This is a genomic window from Dyadobacter sp. CY356 (assembly GCF_021440195.1).
Taxonomy (GTDB): domain Bacteria; phylum Bacteroidota; class Bacteroidia; order Cytophagales; family Spirosomataceae; genus Dyadobacter.
Window position 1 is genome coordinate 1,373,613 of the sequence record NZ_JAJTSZ010000001.1, and the last position, 16,207, is coordinate 1,389,819.

Here is a 16,207-nt window from a genome sequence, read left to right on the forward strand (position 1 = left end):
CAAATTCCTGCGCTGCTGTACTTTATCTTTTTTATTATCCTAAGTCTTTGTTGTTTTGTTTCACACAAAGCAATTTTGGAAAATAAACCTTTCATATCACTTTATTGGAAATGCCAGCTTATAGGCTGGACAGTCTCTTCTTTATACTGGACTGTTCAGGGCTGGACTGGTGAGGGGTTCAGGTGGGATTTGGCATGGATCCATCTGGCATCAGACGTGGTAATGTATATTCTTATCACCCATCTTTACCTCATTTTTGCATTGAAAAACCGCTGGCAGGATCTTTCGCTCAACCATCTGATAGGACGCATGTTGTTGGCAGTACCAGTTATGGGCATTCTCTTTACGATAGTTACGCTTACAAAGCTTTACTTTATCCGGATCCTTTTCCTGGCAAATATCTCACTGCGCTTTACCGAATTTTTCGAAGTGAACGTATTGAGCATTTTCATGGCGGGTATCCGGCTTATGGCAATATGGCTGCTGGCTTATCATTTATATCACTATGCAAAAAGGGAAATCCGGTTATCCATCGAAAACGCAAGACTTGAACTTGTTTTCAAGCAGGCGCAACTGGATAATCTTTCGGCGCAGCTTAATCCTCATTTTTTGTTTAATTCCCTCAATACGATCAAATCGCTCACTTACACCAATCCTGACTCTGCCGGCAGGGGCATTGATTTATTGAGCGAACTGCTCAGAAGCGGGCTTTACCGCGGAACATCAATGCTGATCAGTCTGCAGCAGGAAATGGAACTGGTGAAGGATTACCTCGAATTGGAGCAGCTCCGGATGCAGGATCGGCTGACTTATCAACTGGATGTCGATGCATCTCTTTCAGATCGCATGGTGCCGCGTCTGAGCATGCAGACCCTGGTTGAAAACGCTGTGAAACATGGGGTTGCACTCCTAAAGCAAGGAGGTGAAATCAATATCGCTGTACTGGAAAAAGAGGGCTTTTTATATCTGAGCGTCAACAATCCGGGTAGATTGCAGCTGGGTAACAGCAATAGCCCAAAAGGTGTTGGTCTTTACAATCTAAGTGAAAGGTTGGTCATCAGTTACCAGGGGGATGCTGCATTAAGCCTGGTTCAGGAAGGTGAACAGGTTTGTGCCCAAATCAAGATCCCAATCCAATGAAAAAGATTAAGGTAGTGATCATAGACGATGAGCAGGGCGCCAGAATGGAATTGCGAAGGATGCTGAAGGTATACGCCCAGGTAACGGTTCTGGGCGAGGCAGCCGACGCTGATCAGGCCGAGCTAATGATCAGATCTTTACGGCCCGACCTTATTTTCCTTGACATCCAAATGCCCGGCCGCTCGGGCTTCGATCTGCTGGAAACGCTGGACCATTTGCCGCATGTGATCTTTGTTACCGCTTTTGACCAATATGCAATCAGGGCTTTTGAGGTAAGTGCCATGGATTATCTGATGAAACCGGTGCGCGAAGAGCGCTTTGCAAAGGCGTTGAGCCAGGCCATAGATAGGATATGCGGGCGCGATGAACCTTCGGTGTTTGTCAAGGATAGAGGAAGGTACCATCTGATCAAATGGAAGGATATCCAGCTGATCGAATCGGTGGAAAATTATGCCAGGCTCTGGTTTGGAAACAACCAGGTTCTGGTCAAAACTTCACTTAATAAGCTGGAGCAGAACCCGGATTGCAAGATGTTTTTCAGGGCATCAAGAGGGCAAATGTTCAATATGGATTTTATCAAATCTATATTGAAAGAAGATAATACGATGAGCGTGGAGCTTACCACAGGCGAAATGGTTCATATTTCTGAGCGGCAGGCGACCAAGTTCAGAAACCTGAAAAGACAATAAAACAAAACTTAATGATGAATAGGAAATCGATAAAATTCGGTGCGGCAATGCTATGCCTTTTAATCAGCCTTTCGGGCTTCGGCCAGCAAAAACCCGACTTACCAGATACGACAGGTTATCAGATCCAGGACAGTGTGATGATTAAAACCAATTATGGTATCACGCTCTCAGCGGTGGTGGTTAGAAAAAAAGGGGTAAGGCATAAACTGCCTGCGGCACTTTTATATTTCATTTATTCTAATGCAAACAGGAGTCTGACGGAAGCCAAATATGCAGCAGATCATGGCTATGTCGGTATTGTTGCAGATGCTCGGGGAAAGCGGCTGAGCCCTGATAAGCCCGAGCCTTATGAGCACGAGGTCAAAGATGTGCATGCTGTCATTGATTGGATTACTATGCAGCCATGGAGTGATGGCAGCGTTGGTATGTACGGAGGCAGTTATTCCGGTTTTGCACAGTGGGCTGCGGCCAAAAATCTGCACCCTGCCCTTAAAACGATTGTACCTTATGTGGCAGCGATACCTGGTCTGGGGCTTCCTATGGAGAACAATGTATTTCTTACGGCAAACTATCAGTGGGCGTTTTATGTGACCAATAACAAATACACGGATGAAGCCGTGAACAACGACAATGCCCGCTGGCGCAGGATGAGAAGCAAATGGTGGGAGAGTGGCGCGGCTTACAACCGGATCGATAGTATCGACGGCACGGACAACCCCTGGCTTCAGAAGTGGCTGTCGCATCCGGACTACGACGATTACTGGCAGTCGATGGTGCCTTATAAGAAGGATTTTAAAAACATTAATATACCGGTGCTTACTATCACAGGATATTATGATGACGGACAGGTTTCTGCCTTGGAGTATCTGCGCGAGCACTATAAATTCAATCCGGGCGCTGAGCATTACCTGATCATCGGGCCTTATGATCATTTCGGCGCCCAGCGTGGTGGTTCTGCCGATTTGAGAGGTTATAAAGTGGATTCGCTTGCTTTAATCAATACCAGGCAGATTACCTTTCAGTGGCTGGATTATGTCCTGAAAGGCGGAAAGAAACCGGAATTATTGAAGGATAAGATCAATTTTGAGATCATGGGCGCCAATACCTGGAAGCACGCCCGGTCCCTTGAAAAAATGCAGGGTAACGAAGTCAGGTTTTACCTGGATAGCATTCCGGGCGGAGCTCTCGTACTCTCAGAAAAACGACCTTTGAAGCCAGATTTCGTTTATCAAAAAGTCGACCTGGGTGAAAGAAAATCTTACAATAATGATTACTATCCCGACCCGATCATCAAAAAACAAATCGACAGCAGTAACGGGCTTTTCTTTATGACCAGGCCCTTTGAGAAAGCAGTTTCGGTCAGCGGTGCTTTGCAGGGCCAGCTCAAAGCGGTCATCAATAAAAAAGACATGGACGTCGGGCTTGTACTCTACGAGATTACCCCGGACGGATCTTATTTTCAACTATCGTACTACCTGGGTAGGGCAAGTTATGCGAAGGATATGAGTAAGAGAAAACTGCTTATGCCGGGTAAACTCGAAACGATCCCATTTTACCGGTCAAGGCTGTTCAGTAAGCAATTACAAAAGGGTAGCAAATTGCTTTTAGTGCTTAATATTGATAAAAACCCTTTTGCCCAGATCAATTATGGCACGGGCAAAGACGTAAGCTTTGAAACGGTAAAGGATGCAGGTGACCCGCTGGAAATCAGGTGGTCGACCCACAGCTATATTAAGCTGGGTTTTTCTGATACTGATTTTTAACATGGGATAAATACTTCAATGGTGTCACGATCGAAGTGCATTTGGTTGTTCAATCTGAACCTAAATAAGTGACAGGCTACTTTTCTAATTCCAAGGCGGGGCTTTCTCTTTACTATTAGCTGGGTCAGCAAGCAGTAATGGCCCAAAGGACACTCCAGTCATTAACGTCGATTAGCTTCCTTGCCGGTCGGAATAACAAAATACCACCGGCAAGGGTAAGCTATTGCATAAAGATCATGTATTGTGAATTGACTTTTCTTATTCCGACCTTAGACTTTTAACCGGATCCGTTAACACCTCTTTGAAGGCTTTGTAAATAACAGTTAGCAAGGATCCATAAATAACATGTGCGGATGAAAGTTTTCGCGGGCAACTGACCGATATATAATTGACGCTTTTCATTGCCGCTGATTAAGGTTACCGCCTGAGTTTTTTGAGTTTGCTTTGTTCAGGCGCATGATGATGTGCCCGAGAATCCTGTAATTTTGCTGTTGATGTCAGTTTTGATGTTTATTCATGGGTCGGCAGCAGACAGGAAGATAAAACAGCCTAATTGCGGGTTTCCACCGCAATGATAGGGGTTCGGATCAAAGGGGTTGAGCAGTCTTTTCAACCCCACCGGAGAAATTAATCTGTTATGGTTAATAATTCTGATAAGGCTCAAGCGCGGATCGTCACGGAATATCGTCAACTGAAAACGCTGTTCGATGCCGGGCAATGAAGTTATTCCGTTGCGGCAAAAGAGCCCTATTTACCACCCACTGATTTTAATAGCTGGTTTAGGATTCTTTTCCCATCGTAGTTACCCGGGTTCAATGCTATTGACTTTTTATACATCAGAATAGCATCCTTGGTTTTGCCACTGTCTTTTAGCAATTGCCCGTAGCTGTCGTAAGTATTATAGCTAGCTGGGAAGACAAATGTCGCCAGTTTGAATACTTCGAGTGCCATTTCCCTGTGACCAGCCATGGAAGACATATAAAAAAGATTGTAACCAAGATCGTTCATTTCCCCTTCGTTTAAATAATAGGCCACCGTATCGGCCTTACAGGCATTGAAGACAGCAGCAGCGTGATCTGCGCCTTCCTTCACCAGTGACGTGCCGTAGAGCGTTACCAAAGAACGACTGGTTCTGAATCTCATTGGTGGCTTGCTATTCAGCAGTGATAACGCAGAGGTAATAAATCGGCCGAATTCACTGCCTGCGGTATTATCAAATCCCACGATGGTTTGGTTTTTTGTCAGATTGTGCAAGTAGAAGGTGGCCAGCCCAAATTTAAAGCCGCCATGTCCGACAGATTTGCCGAAACGGTCCTGCTCGAAAATTTCCCAGCCAAGACCGTATGACATCTTTCCTTCACCGTCCATGGTGTCCATTCTGGGCTCATAATGTCGGCTCCCATCATTTAGTTTAACGGGTGTCATAGCTTCGGCCATTGAGTTTGCATTCAGCAGTTTTCCTTTAAAATAAGCCTGGTCAAAACTTAGCACATCAGCCGTTGTACTTATTACATTCCCCTGGCCAAGGGTGCCACTGTTATTGTAGGTAAGGTATCTGAACCGAGCGATCGAATCAACCGCTATAAAAGTGGAATCATATCCCGGGTGCGGTTTCATTTGTGGTTGGGCAATCAAACTGTCCTCTTTTGGATTGGAATGCATGTTGGCCAGGTAAGTGCTCTTCATTCCTGCTGGCCTGAAAATATATTTAAAAAGGTAAGACTCAAAAGTAATGCCTGCCGCCTTCTCAACCAACAGGGCAAGAATATTGTATTCTGTATTACAATAACGGAACTGATCGCCGGGTTTAAAATACAGTCCCTGTTTCCAACTGCGAAGCTCTGGGAATACATTGCTGTTTGTAATAATGGTATCAGGGTAACTTTTTACAAGGTCCTCAAAGAGTTCGAGGTCAGGAAGGCCTGAGGTATGCGTCAATAAATGACGGATTTTGATATCAGTGAAGGGGAAATCGGGGAAATGTTTGGCTACCGCGTCGTCAAGACTGAATCTGCCTTTATCCCTTAGTTGTAAAACAGCCGTTGCTGTAATTACTTTTGATATTGAAGCAAGATTAAAATGTGAGGCCGGTGTATTGATTCGCTGAGTGTGGAAATCTGCATGACCTGAAGAGAAGTTTATGACCGGCCTTCCGCCCACAGCCACTAAAATATTGCCGTTATGCTGTCTGAGCTTACCTAGTTGCTGAAAATATTCATGGATTGAGCTGGGCTGAGCCATCATAAATACAGGGTGTAGCCAAAACAGGCATAAAAAAGAAAAACGTAATTTCATGATCGTTGGTTTTAAATTTCAGCCAAGGTAAGTCGTGCAAATAATAAAAGTAGCCGAACTCGCTGAACGGCCAGAACACCTCGACAAACAGGCATGTGTTCATAGCTCGAGCAGGCAAAAATTGTGATAACTTTGTTTTATGAAAAAAAGAGTCGCTTTATTCTCTTTTACATTTTTGGTTTTTTATAGTCTTGCAATTGTTGTCCGCCAATTACCCGGAATGGTACGCGGTAGGATTTCGTTTGCAGAGGGCAGCCATAGTGGGGCCGAGTGGATGCAGGTTACAGGCGATGTTCTGATCTATTATCTGCTGGCGCTGGGTGTTTACTTGTTGTTATGCAGGTGTCACCCGCGCAGACAATACTTCTCTCTGTTTACAGCTTTACTAATTATTTGCATGGCATCATTTATTTGCGCTTTGTTGTGGACAAGGATTTTCCAGGATGTGCGGATGAGCCGATATTTTCAAATGGTTATTTTTCCAATCAGTGCACAGGCATTATTCGCAACCGTATTTTATCTTGTCCGTTACACCCACTACAAAGACTTGCAGCAGGTTGAGCTCCAGTTGCAGAACCGACAGACTGAACTCTCGCTGCTGCGCTCACAAATCAATCCGCATTTTCTTTTCAATCATCTCAATAACATTTATTCGCTTGTCTACGAGCAAAATGAACTTGCCTTATCAGCCATATCGGGATTGTCTGATTTGTTGCGATACATGTTGTACCAGGGCAGCGAAATGGTCCTGCTGACGACCGAGATTAGCTACCTTGAAAAATACATTGCTTTACAGCAGCTCCGTTTTGAGTACCCGACCTTAATCGAGATAACGCAAGACTGTAAGGATGAAACAGCTCAGATTCCTGTGTTTCTGTTGATCCCTTTTGTTGAAAACGCCTTTAAACACGGGCGGGAAAGCTACAAAGAAAGCTGGCTGAAAATTCACATATCCGCTGATAATGGCCAGTTCAATTTCAGCTGTACAAATTTTATGGGTAGCAATAGAAAAGATACAACCGGAGGTATTGGCTTAAGCAACGTCAAACAGCGGCTGAACCTGCTTTATGCTGGCCTTCACTTTTTGGAAATCACAGATGTTGATAATCTTTTTGTTGTTAAACTGCGGATAAAGTATGGAAATTAACAGATTGATCCGGTGTATTGTAGTCGATGATGAGCATCCGGCGGTTCGGTTACTATCGGTCTACATCAAAAAAACGCCAGGGCTTGAGCTTGTACTCCAGACAACGAGTGCGTCCCAGGCGATGGAGGCCATTAAGGGAGGGGCTGCGGACCTTGTCTTGTTAGATATACTGATGCCGCAGATGACAGGCATTGAAATAATGCAATCTTTAAAGAATAATCAAACCAAAGTAATACTCACAACAGCCTACCCTGAATATGCACTCGATGGATACCAGTATGATGTGATCGATTATCTTTTAAAGCCAATAACTTTCGAACGCTTTCTTGTAGGAATAGCCAAGGCAAGGCAACGCATTGGTCCCTGGCAGCAGTGCGCGGGACATGTACTGCTGAAAACGGAATACAAAATTCAGAAGACTGATTTTTCCACCATTCTTTATATTGAAGGACTTGGGGACTACCTGATTTTCTATCTGAAAACAGGTAAGCTGTTAACACTGGAAAGAATGAAAAATATGGAGCAAATCTTGCCTGACGAATGCTTTGTACGAATCCATAAGTCTTACATAGTTAACATCAGTAAGATTGATTATTTTGAAAAGGGAAAAATTGTAATTGCAGGTCAGTACCTGCCGGTAGGAGAAACGTTCAAAAATGTGGTAAAATTAAAACTTGGGTGGTAATATGACGATACTCCCAGTAATCTGTATCAGGCCCATCAAATAACCCCATCTAACTTCGAAGCCCCAATTTCCTGCACCGTAGGTATTAATCGTGCAGGCTTACGGACGTTCGAAAACGGCAAGCAATTAATTAGCGTTGAGCTTGATCGCGTTGGTAAACAGTTCAATATAAGAATATTCTCATTGCATCCTGGCTCAATACACGGCACCGAACTTGGGACAGAAGCCTCTTTGGAACTTTTCAGCAAATAGGTTTTCTGGATTCAGAAGGTAATCTTCTTCCGCAGCTACGACATCTTTAAAAACAACTCCCCAGTGAGCGGTTATAACGGTTTGGTGCGCTTGCAGCACTATGCTTGACAATACGGTGGTGTTTATTGTGAAGATGCGGATGTGGCTTAGCAAAGCGTGGAAAACGGTAGAGGGCGGCTCGGCGTAAAACCCTATCCACTTGACCAGATTAATGCCCGGAACCTATGGAAGTGGAGTGAGCAAATAACAGGCATTACATTGCGCTCTGTTAACACAGTTTAGCAGCGGTAAATCGCATAAATATCTTTGAAAGAAAATATGGCATTACAAAGTTCCAAGGAAAAGTTACCCTGATCACTGGTGGCAGAGGGATCCTTTACGCAATAGTCAAAGAACTGACAGAAAAAGGGGCCAGAGTCATTATCACCGGTGGAAGAACAGATGCAGTCGAAACGGCGGCACTGGAGTTGGATGCAACCGGTTTCGGGGCTGATCAGTCCAATAAAGCAGATTTTGAAAAACCAGTGGTGGAAGTGACCGGGCGATTTGGCAAAATTGATATTTATGCTGATCCACGCAGGAATTTAAAGGATTTCGTCCATAGATTTGACATCAGAAAGTTTGTTTGACGAGATGATCAATGTCAATTTTAAAGGTGCCTATTTTATACTGAGCAAATTCATCCCGTTTTTAAAGGAAAATGCATTGGTCGTTTTACTATCTTATATTTCTCGTACTAATCAGGCTTTGGAGGATTAGTAATGGCTATATAAATATTAATAGCCTTAATTCATGTTGGTTGTTAGAAAAAAAATACGCCCTGCCATAAATGCGGATTGCCATGTATATACAGGTTTAGCATTGTTTCATCAATTAGTGACTCAACCTTTTCTTTATTTCTGTGCAATTCACATTTTAATTGCATAGAAAGGCTGGGTCTTTCAACGCAAGTGCAGTATGAGCAGCTAAAAGAAGGTCTTATCTAAATGTTTTTTAAAAACGTGGGAGATCGCTGCGATGTGATAAAAGGAAAAGAAATCGGCTGAAGAGATAGCCGAGATCATTGCTATAGGAGGATTGGGTGTTAACCTTTGTATTTTGGGGTAAAAAAAGAATTATGGAATTAAAAGTGATTTGTAAATAGATATATTAAATTGTATTTCAAGTTTATAACGATTTAAGATTGTGATTATTTAGACCGCAATTGTCAATGACACGACTCATCAGGACTCTTGAGCAGCAAAAAGAAGAATTTAAAAGAGCAAAGCTATTGGCCACACCAATTGCCGGATTAATAGCGTGGTTTATAGTTGGTCTGGGAGGAATTTTTTTATCCAATATAGGCAAAGTTTGGGTATTATTCGTTGCAACAGGAAGTATTGTTTATCTGGGAATGCTTGTATCAAAATTTACGGGAGAGAACTTCCTCGATCAAACCAAGCCTAAAAACACTTTTGACAAACTGTTCCTACTTACCGCAGGTCAGGCTATTTTAGTTTATTCAATGCCATTCCATTTTTTTAGCTGATTATTCTTCATTGCCACTTAGCGTAGGAATTTTATCAGGGTTGATGTGGTTACCTCTCACTTGGATAATTGATCATTGGGTTGGTGTTTTCCATGCCGTTGTAAGAACCATTATTGTGCTCATCCTTTGGTATTTATTGCCACAACATCGATTTGTTGCGATACCTTTTGCAATTGTTATCCTATATATTGTGACAATCCTAATCTTAGTAAATAGAAAGGTTAAATACTAAAATATTCTTCGGTAAACGCATTGCCATACTGGGACTGCGCCTTGAAGCAATAAGATGCATGAAACTATCAACTTTTGTTTGTGCTGCAATTACATTGAACACCGGAGTGGGTATTTCCCTATCCGAAAAAATAATGAACCTTGGTGCATGCTGTTTTAATTTTCCCATCGTCAATACTTATTCGTTAGCTAGAATAACAAACGCTGAAAAATTGACAGCATCGTCTGCCGATCAACATTTGCTAGATATCTGTTCCATTGATCCTAATGGGATGGCAGCAGGGTAATATATCGGTGCCCGCTTGTTGCAAAGCAGGGATACCAATTCCAGCGAGAGACTAAGCGCAGCACATTACCATCCATCGTGTCATTGTCAGGATGGATGGTTTTATTGACAATATTTATTTAATTTCTGCTGAATCCTTATCCAATTGCTTCACAATTAGGCCTTCCTCTGGTTTCCACTTGTCATACTCCATATAGCGAGCTGTTTTGGCAGCAGCACCCTGCCCTTTTAATTTCGCTATTACGTGCAGGGCACCGTCAATTCCAGCCGAAACACCGGCAGTTGTGACGATTTGACCGTTGTCTACAAAACGGGTATCGCGCAGAATTAAGGCTTTGGGTGTTGCCTTTTGCAAGGGTTCAATGTAGGAATGAAATGTAGTAGCCTGTTTACCGTCGAGCAACCCCGCTTTGGCCAGCAGACCGGCACCGGTGCAAACCGAAAGCATTACTTCTGCGTGGGTGGCCGAGTTTTTTATCCAGTCAATCAGTGTTTTATTTTCAATGAACGGACCGGTATCGCCTCCGGGCAAAACCACAACATCAGGCTTGGGGCAATCGGTCAGGCTATACGTGGGTGTTATTTTAATGAATCCCTGGCTGATGACCGGCTCTTTGGAGAGCGAGACCGTGTAGACATTGAACCCTTCCGTGGAAGCAAAGACCTCACTGGGGCCAGCGAAATCCAGAATTTCAATGCCATTGTGAATAAAAATAGCGACATTTCGCTTTTTGGCCTGTTTCTGGTTTTGTGTTAATGAATCAGAAAGGGCAGTGTTGCGTTCGATCAGGGGCATACCACAATGCGGACAGCTGCCGGGCTTTTCGTGCCGTTCCAAATCACAGCCACTGCCGCAGGGCTTGCAATAATACGCCGTCGGTTTTTCTTTTTTTGGCAAGTGCTTTGCGATAAGCGGGCTACATGTAAAAATTAGCCAACAAGCAACAATCAAGGAAAATGGGTAACGAGGAATGATGTTCATAAGCTTATGAATTAAGTTGAAATAAATGATCTTGTGCTGTTTTTGAGTACGTCTTTCTGCCAGATCCGGCGTAGCTGGCGGGCGTCCTGAAAGCCACACTTCTCTGCAATAGCTTCCATGGTAATGCCGGGATTATGTTGCAGGGTACGGGCTAGTTCCAGTCGTAACAACGTGGTATATTCATGAATGGAGATCCCAGTTTCTTTTCGAAAGGTTCGTGTTAAGTTGCGGATACTCATACCGGCAACCTCGGCCATTGTGTCCAAGGTCGCCTTCGTTTTTAAATTAGCAATCAGCCAGTCCTGCAATTGGTGAACAGCTACATTCATGTGATTGCGATAATCCAGATAAATGCTTTTCTGCGAATGGTGTGGGCCCCGGCGTAAATAAACGACTAACTCGCGTGCTATCTTGGAGGCAAACAACGGCCCCTGATGCTCTTCCAGAATTGCCAGTGCTAGGTCTATACCGGCCGTTATACCCGCGCTGGTGTAGATACCGCCATCATGTACGAATAATCGATCATGCAGGGACAGGATTTGCGGGTAGGTTGCTTGTAGTTCGTCAACACGCTTCCAGTGTGTAGTGCATTTTCGGCCATTTAGCAGTCCAGTCCGGGCAACAATAAAGGCGCCTGTACATACAGAGCATATGATTACGCCCTGAGCGTGCTTCTCACGTAGCCAGTCAAGGAAATCATGCTCCGCTCTAAATTCCTCTGATCGGATGTAGTCCATGTCCATTCCCGGGACAAAGATCAGATCACCGGGTTTAGGCTGTGTCTCAGTAAAGTGTTGTACAGGCCCAATAGGCAGGCCTGCTGAGCTAATTATTTGGTTTTGAAAAGTGCAATAAAGTAGCTTATACGGAGCTCCATATTCAGCGGCTTCGTAAAAGACCTGCACTGGCCCGGTCAGATCTAAGACGTGCACATAGGGAGGTACAATAAAAATAACTTGTTGAATTAGCGACATGGACAGCTGATTTGGATTGTAAAAGTAGGGTATGCCCGGCATTTGTGTGAGCCAAATATCGGACATTTCGGGCCAAAGAATCTGCTGCTCGGCTATCTCTTGTTTGATATCTTTAAGGCTATGGTTGAGTTTTATGATCCATAAACGGCTTTCGGACTCTAGGTAGTGCATTTGCTAATTATTTACATATCAATTTCAGCATCTTCATTGACCTGCGGATCTGAGAGTGTGATGACGATCTTTCGGTAGTGCGGGTAATACCTGAAAAGCTTCCCGGAGAAGATCATACCATTATCGTGTCTACCTTCCGGTCTGGTTCACACCACTTGATGAAAAATCAGTATTATATTACCGATCCTCATTTTTGATAGCGTTCATAGAGATAAATTCCTCTAAAACTATCCCGAATCGGAAATGTATTACCGATTCGGAACAAAAACTTATGAGCAAACGTTATATGAGCAAAAATCAGTAACATAATACCGATGAACAAAGATGAATTAGGAAGTTTTCTTGCCATTCGCCGGCAGGACTTGGGACTCAGGCAAGAAGACGTTGCCCAGATGGCAGGTATCACTTCCAAGACATTGTATACCATCGAACATGGCAAGGGTAATCCTTCGCTTGATTCGTTTGAAAAGCTGCTGGAAGTACTCGGCCTAAGCCTTAATGTGACCATTAAAATGACAGGCAATGAAAGGACTGGTCTATAACAATGGGGAGCTGGCAGGCTACCTGCAAAAGGATTCTGGCGGTCAGTACAGCTTCGAGTACGAAGAGCTGTATTTTGCAGACCCGCAAAAGAAGGCGATAAGCCTTACCCTTTCTAAAAGCCAGCGTATGCATCTTTCAAATGAGTTATTCGCTTTCTTTTTCGGGCTTTTGTCTGAGGGGGTAAACAAAGACATACAATGCCGTGCCTTGAGAATTGATGAAAACGATCATTTCCGTCGACTGCTGGCGACGGCAGGTGAGGACACTATTGGCGCGATCACAGTAAAACCTGAATAATATGCACTGCTCAGCCTGCTACCGAGAGGCCAAACAAGACTTCTGCACAAAGTGCAGCAAGGAGCTTTTTGACGGAGGAAAAATCTCTGCCGTCTTGAATTTTCCTGCTCCGACGGCTGACAATTTTGCCGAATTTCAAAAACACACAACCCGACTGTCCATCTCGGGCGTTCAACTCAAATACTCGCTGCGCCGTGAAAACAAAGAACTGGTAATGACCCAAAAGGCGGGCGAGTATATTATCAAGCCTATTCTTGCTTCCACCCAACTTGCTGCAATCAAAGATTCACCAGAAAACGAGCACCTGACTATGCAGATCGCCCGGCAGCTATTCCGCATACGTACGGCGGCAAACGGATTAATCCATTTCAGTGACGGCGAGCCGGCCTACATTACCCGAAGGTTTGATTTAAAGCCCGATCAAACAAAGTATCAGCAGGAGGATTTCGCTCAGCTCTTAAACCGGACCAGCGTCTTATACGGTCAAAATTACAAGTACGATGCCACCTATGAAGAAATAGGTACGCTAATCAAAAAGTACGTCCCGGCTGCACTCCCCGCTCTTGAAGAACTTTTCAGGCTCGTAGTCTTTAATTATGTGGTTGGCAACGGTGATGCTCATCTGAAGAATTTCTCGCTGATGCAGCTTCATACGGGAGAATACCGGCTCACGCCAGCTTATGATCTGATGAGCACGAAAATACATACGCCCTATGAGAACGATATAGCCTTAGAGCTCTACGAAAACTGCCTGGACGCGCCATTTTATTCGGCCTACGGTTACTACGGAAGGCCGGATTTTATCGAATTAGCAAAGCGCCTAGCAATTACTGAGAAAAGGTCTTCTACCATACTTGAAAATTACATTAATGCCCAGGAAAAGATGGTAGAGATGATCCAAAAATCAGGTTTATCACCGGAAAGCAAAATGAGCTACGTTTCAACTGTGAAAGACAGGCTTTTCCGGATCAGCGGTATGACTAACAAAAGTCAGCCATACATATAAATAAGTGGGGGTCGCACAAAGCTGAGCCTCCCTGACTTAATATTGATGCTAATAAGCTGATGAGCTTACGGCGACTTTTATGGAGCAGAAACAGCCAGATCTACCATAGCTTCCGGGTGTGTGCCTTTGATCGAAACCACCTTGCCTTTTGAACGCCACTTGGTTTCCTGCCATAGCTGACCAGAATTCTTTTCCCATACACATTGATTAATACTTATTTTCAATAGATAAAGATAACGTTCGCCAAAAAAATATTCAGATGAGTTCTAGGAAAATATTCAAGAGCTTCGTCTTGTCCATTCATTGGATTTTACTGAATTTGTTAGGGAAGATTTTGACCAAAAAAGGTTTGACAATATGGTGATGAAACTAGTTGATGCGTTACATACCAACCAAGAATCTGTCTGGAGAACAACAGGGGTGCCGGCGCTTGAGTCAAAACCAAGTTTTAATGTTGTTTTTAAAAGAATTTTTAAATGAAACTTCGGATCAGGAGGCAATAAAATTACGCCAGTTAACTTATTGACACGATATACTAATTACGGTACGTCTATATATACGAATTAGCGCACAGCTTGATAAACTAATTAAAGCACAGAATTGAAAACGAATAGCGATTACAATGGCAACTCCCTCCGAAAAACTGGCGCAATCACTTGAAGTGCTTCACAAGCTTCAAAGCAACGATGGGGTAATTGCCATACAAACAAAAGATTTAACGCGTACACACCGGGAAAGGTTAGTGGGCAATGGCTTTGTAACTGAGGTAATCAAGGGGTGGTACATTCCCTGTCGGCTAGATGAAATTCAAGGAGACAGCACAAGTTGGTATACCTCATTTTAGCATTTTTGTTCAGCCTATTTAAAAAATCGTTTTGGAAAGAACTGGATACTTTCACCGGAGCAATCCATAGCTATTCATAGTGGAAATTGGACAGTACCAAGGCAGCTTCTTGTCCGATCTCCCAAGGCGAATAATAACATTATAAGTCTACCATTTGACACTTCACTTTTTGATATACGGGTCCTTCTTCCTGCAGATAATGATGTAGAACAGGTAGAGGGTATTCGCGTTTACTCCTTAGCGTCTGCCCTGGTATTAAGTTCACCGACGTTTTTTTCGCAAAGCCCGATGGATGCAAGGGCTGCGCTTTCCATGATACGTGATAGTTCTGAAATTTTAAGCAGACTATTGGATGGAGGACATAGCACAGTTGCAGGAAGGCTGGTGGGGGCTCTCGGAAATATTGGCAGGGAACGAATTGCCAACGACATCTTAAAAACGATGCAAAGAGCGGGATACGATGTACGTGAAAACGATCCATTTGCCACCAAGCTTCCTTCGGTACTTTCCTCTCGTGAAGTTTCGCCGTATACAAACCGTATCAAACTTATGTGGCAACATATGCGCGAAACCGTCATCGAAAATTTCCCTACAGCACCCGGTTTATCTGATGACAGCACTTCTTATATGAAAAGTGTTGAAGACGTGTTTGTCACTGATGCTTACCACTCATTATCTATTGAGGGATACCGCGTCACACCTGAGTTAATTGACAAGGTTAGAAAAGGGGAGTGGAATCCCGAAGAGAATACCCCGGATAATGAGCTAAAAATGCGCTTGCTGCACGTGGTTATTGGCAGGCTTTCCAAGCGGTCAAAGAGAGTATTGCAATAGTATTGCGTGGTAAAAATGCTGGGGTGATAGCTTATGATGACCACGGGAGGTGGTACAGAGAGCCATTAGGGCCTAGTGTAACCATAGGGATACTGAATGCAAGCGACTTAGCCGGATATATAAATTATCCGGTTTATATTCGAAGTTCCAAACATGTCCCGCTGAATAAAGATGCTGTCAGAGACACAATGCCAGTTCTTTTTGACCTGCTGCGAGATGAGCCGGAACCGGCAGTTCGGGTTGTTCTAGGACATTTTATTTTTGTCTTTATCCACCCCTATAATGATGGAAATGGCCGAATTGGCAGGTTTTTAATGAATGTTATGCTAGCCTCAGGTGGGAATCCTTGGACTGTTATTCCATTGGAAGAACGTAACGAGTATATGCAGGCGTTGGAGAAAGCAAGCGTCGATCAGGATATTACAGACTTCGCTCGTTTCATTGGAAAGCAGGTAGAAAAAAGGCTTCATGGGAGCGAATTGCCTAAAATTCCGAATTAGCAGTAGAAAATAACGGTAAAAGAAAAGGACGGATCACTTA

General features: G+C 43.7%; 18 protein-coding genes and 1 pseudogene. 15 read left to right on the top strand and 4 right to left on the bottom strand.

Annotated features, from left to right (window positions below; genetic code table 11):
* The first annotated feature begins 75 nt into the window (after nt 1-75).
* Genes LXL81_RS05680 through LXL81_RS05690 form a run of 3 tightly spaced genes read left to right on the top strand, consistent with a single transcriptional unit; the run spans nt 76 to nt 3,592 of the window.
* Nucleotides 76-1,140, top strand: coding sequence for a sensor histidine kinase (locus tag LXL81_RS05680; RefSeq protein ID WP_234645744.1), 1,065 nt, complete (start codon nt 76-78; stop codon nt 1,138-1,140).
* Nucleotides 1,137-1,829: a LytTR family DNA-binding domain-containing protein gene (locus tag LXL81_RS05685; RefSeq protein ID WP_234645745.1), complete on the top strand. Its 693-nt coding sequence runs from the start codon at nt 1,137-1,139 to the stop codon at nt 1,827-1,829. Before LXL81_RS05680 ends, LXL81_RS05685 begins: the two co-directional genes overlap by 4 nt.
* Before the next feature lie 47 nt (nt 1,830-1,876).
* Complete coding sequence (locus tag LXL81_RS05690) at nt 1,877-3,592, top strand: CocE/NonD family hydrolase (RefSeq protein ID WP_234645746.1); 1,716 nt, start codon at nt 1,877-1,879, stop codon at nt 3,590-3,592.
* Between the two features lie 747 nt (nt 3,593-4,339).
* Here the strand turns inward: LXL81_RS05690 and LXL81_RS05695 are convergent.
* Nucleotides 4,340-5,887: a beta-lactamase family protein gene (locus LXL81_RS05695; RefSeq protein ID WP_234645747.1), complete on the bottom strand. Its 1,548-nt coding sequence runs from the start codon at nt 5,885-5,887 to the stop codon at nt 4,340-4,342.
* Between the two features lie 139 nt (nt 5,888-6,026).
* Here LXL81_RS05695 and LXL81_RS05700 point away from each other — a divergent pair, with 139 nt between their 5' ends.
* From LXL81_RS05700 to LXL81_RS05715, 6 genes are all read left to right on the top strand, one after another.
* Nucleotides 6,027-7,034 (top strand): sensor histidine kinase, encoded by a 1,008-nt coding sequence (locus LXL81_RS05700; RefSeq protein WP_234645748.1) that lies wholly within the window; start codon nt 6,027-6,029, stop codon nt 7,032-7,034.
* Complete coding sequence (locus LXL81_RS05705) at nt 7,024-7,719, top strand: LytTR family DNA-binding domain-containing protein (RefSeq protein WP_234645749.1); 696 nt, start codon at nt 7,024-7,026, stop codon at nt 7,717-7,719. Before LXL81_RS05700 ends, LXL81_RS05705 begins: the two co-directional genes overlap by 11 nt.
* Before the next feature lie 605 nt (nt 7,720-8,324).
* On the top strand, nt 8,325-8,600 hold the full coding sequence (locus tag LXL81_RS29255; RefSeq protein ID WP_409013861.1) for an SDR family NAD(P)-dependent oxidoreductase: 276 nt from the start codon (nt 8,325-8,327) through the stop codon (nt 8,598-8,600).
* Between the two features lie 581 nt (nt 8,601-9,181).
* Complete coding sequence (locus LXL81_RS05710) at nt 9,182-9,499, top strand: DUF7010 family protein (protein ID WP_234645750.1); 318 nt, start codon at nt 9,182-9,184, stop codon at nt 9,497-9,499.
* Nucleotides 9,500-9,542: 43 nt separating this feature from the next.
* On the top strand, nt 9,543-9,731 hold the full coding sequence (locus LXL81_RS29260; RefSeq protein ID WP_409013852.1) for a DUF7010 family protein: 189 nt from the start codon (nt 9,543-9,545) through the stop codon (nt 9,729-9,731).
* Nucleotides 9,732-9,789: 58 nt separating this feature from the next.
* The gene (locus tag LXL81_RS05715; protein WP_234645751.1) at nt 9,790-10,017 is read left to right on the top strand and encodes a hypothetical protein; all 228 of its coding nucleotides are present in this window, start codon (nt 9,790-9,792) and stop codon (nt 10,015-10,017) included.
* Nucleotides 10,018-10,131: 114 nt separating this feature from the next.
* Here LXL81_RS05715 and LXL81_RS05720 read toward each other — a convergent pair whose 3' ends face one another.
* Complete coding sequence (locus LXL81_RS05720) at nt 10,132-10,998, bottom strand: DJ-1/PfpI family protein (protein ID WP_234645752.1); 867 nt, start codon at nt 10,996-10,998, stop codon at nt 10,132-10,134.
* Nucleotides 10,999-11,009: 11 nt separating this feature from the next.
* Nucleotides 11,010-12,143, bottom strand: coding sequence for a GlxA family transcriptional regulator (locus tag LXL81_RS05725; protein WP_234645753.1), 1,134 nt, complete (start codon nt 12,141-12,143; stop codon nt 11,010-11,012).
* Between the two features lie 314 nt (nt 12,144-12,457).
* Here LXL81_RS05725 and LXL81_RS05730 point away from each other — a divergent pair, with 314 nt between their 5' ends.
* The 3 genes from LXL81_RS05730 to LXL81_RS05740 are packed head-to-tail and all read left to right on the top strand — an operon-like array spanning nt 12,458 to nt 13,989.
* Nucleotides 12,458-12,685 carry a helix-turn-helix domain-containing protein gene (locus LXL81_RS05730; RefSeq protein WP_234645754.1) on the top strand — a complete coding sequence of 76 codons (228 nt, stop codon included), beginning with the start codon at nt 12,458-12,460 and terminating at the stop codon, nt 12,683-12,685.
* Entirely contained in the window at nt 12,666-12,983 is a 318-nt protein-coding gene (locus LXL81_RS05735) for a HipA N-terminal domain-containing protein (RefSeq protein WP_234645755.1), read from the top strand. Before LXL81_RS05730 ends, LXL81_RS05735 begins: the two co-directional genes overlap by 20 nt.
* 1 nt (nt 12,984) lies before the next feature.
* Complete coding sequence (locus LXL81_RS05740; protein ID WP_234645756.1) at nt 12,985-13,989, top strand: HipA domain-containing protein; 1,005 nt, start codon at nt 12,985-12,987, stop codon at nt 13,987-13,989.
* A 77-nt stretch (nt 13,990-14,066) separates the two neighbouring features.
* Here LXL81_RS05740 and LXL81_RS05745 read toward each other — a convergent pair whose 3' ends face one another.
* The gene (locus LXL81_RS05745; RefSeq protein ID WP_234645757.1) at nt 14,067-14,213 is read right to left on the bottom strand and encodes a hypothetical protein; all 147 of its coding nucleotides are present in this window, start codon (nt 14,211-14,213) and stop codon (nt 14,067-14,069) included.
* A 908-nt stretch (nt 14,214-15,121) separates the two neighbouring features.
* On the opposite strand from LXL81_RS05745, the gene LXL81_RS05750 reads away from it, so the two are divergent.
* The 3 genes and pseudogenes from LXL81_RS05750 to LXL81_RS05760 all read left to right on the top strand — a co-directional run bounded on the left by LXL81_RS05750 (nt 15,122) and on the right by LXL81_RS05760 (nt 16,167).
* Entirely contained in the window at nt 15,122-15,667 is a 546-nt protein-coding gene (locus LXL81_RS05750) for a hypothetical protein (protein WP_234645758.1), read from the top strand.
* 188 nt (nt 15,668-15,855) lie between these two features.
* Nucleotides 15,856-15,936 (top strand): annotated as a pseudogene (locus LXL81_RS29265) (hypothetical protein); the annotation flags it as partial.
* A 54-nt stretch (nt 15,937-15,990) separates the two neighbouring features.
* A complete protein-coding gene (locus LXL81_RS05760; RefSeq protein WP_234645851.1) occupies nt 15,991-16,167 on the top strand; it encodes a hypothetical protein in 177 nt (58 codons plus the stop codon).
* Nucleotides 16,168-16,207 lie beyond the last annotated feature (40 nt).

What these genes read in the sequence shown, in the direction of transcription:
- LXL81_RS05685 (WP_234645745.1), top strand. Translation starts at nt 1,137, where the DNA reads ATGAAAAAGATTAAGGTAGTGATCATAGACGATGAGCAGGGCGCCAGA.
- LXL81_RS05690 (WP_234645746.1), top strand. Translation starts at nt 1,877, where the DNA reads ATGCTATGCCTTTTAATCAGCCTTTCGGGCTTCGGCCAGCAAAAACCC.
- LXL81_RS05695 (WP_234645747.1), bottom strand. Translation starts at nt 5,887, where the DNA reads ATGAAATTACGTTTTTCTTTTTTATGCCTGTTTTGGCTACACCCTGTA.
- LXL81_RS05700 (WP_234645748.1), top strand. Translation starts at nt 6,027, where the DNA reads ATGAAAAAAAGAGTCGCTTTATTCTCTTTTACATTTTTGGTTTTTTAT.
- LXL81_RS05705 (WP_234645749.1), top strand. Translation starts at nt 7,024, where the DNA reads ATGGAAATTAACAGATTGATCCGGTGTATTGTAGTCGATGATGAGCAT.
- LXL81_RS05710 (WP_234645750.1), top strand. Translation starts at nt 9,182, where the DNA reads ATGACACGACTCATCAGGACTCTTGAGCAGCAAAAAGAAGAATTTAAA.
- LXL81_RS29260 (WP_409013852.1), top strand. Translation starts at nt 9,543, where the DNA reads ATGTGGTTACCTCTCACTTGGATAATTGATCATTGGGTTGGTGTTTTC.
- LXL81_RS05715 (WP_234645751.1), top strand. Translation starts at nt 9,790, where the DNA reads ATGAAACTATCAACTTTTGTTTGTGCTGCAATTACATTGAACACCGGA.
- LXL81_RS05720 (WP_234645752.1), bottom strand. Translation starts at nt 10,998, where the DNA reads ATGAACATCATTCCTCGTTACCCATTTTCCTTGATTGTTGCTTGTTGG.
- LXL81_RS05725 (WP_234645753.1), bottom strand. Translation starts at nt 12,143, where the DNA reads ATGCACTACCTAGAGTCCGAAAGCCGTTTATGGATCATAAAACTCAAC.
- LXL81_RS05730 (WP_234645754.1), top strand. Translation starts at nt 12,458, where the DNA reads ATGAACAAAGATGAATTAGGAAGTTTTCTTGCCATTCGCCGGCAGGAC.
- LXL81_RS05735 (WP_234645755.1), top strand. Translation starts at nt 12,666, where the DNA reads ATGAAAGGACTGGTCTATAACAATGGGGAGCTGGCAGGCTACCTGCAA.
- LXL81_RS05740 (WP_234645756.1), top strand. Translation starts at nt 12,985, where the DNA reads ATGCACTGCTCAGCCTGCTACCGAGAGGCCAAACAAGACTTCTGCACA.
- LXL81_RS05750 (WP_234645758.1), top strand. Translation starts at nt 15,122, where the DNA reads ATGGATGCAAGGGCTGCGCTTTCCATGATACGTGATAGTTCTGAAATT.
- LXL81_RS05760 (WP_234645851.1), top strand. Translation starts at nt 15,991, where the DNA reads ATGCTAGCCTCAGGTGGGAATCCTTGGACTGTTATTCCATTGGAAGAA.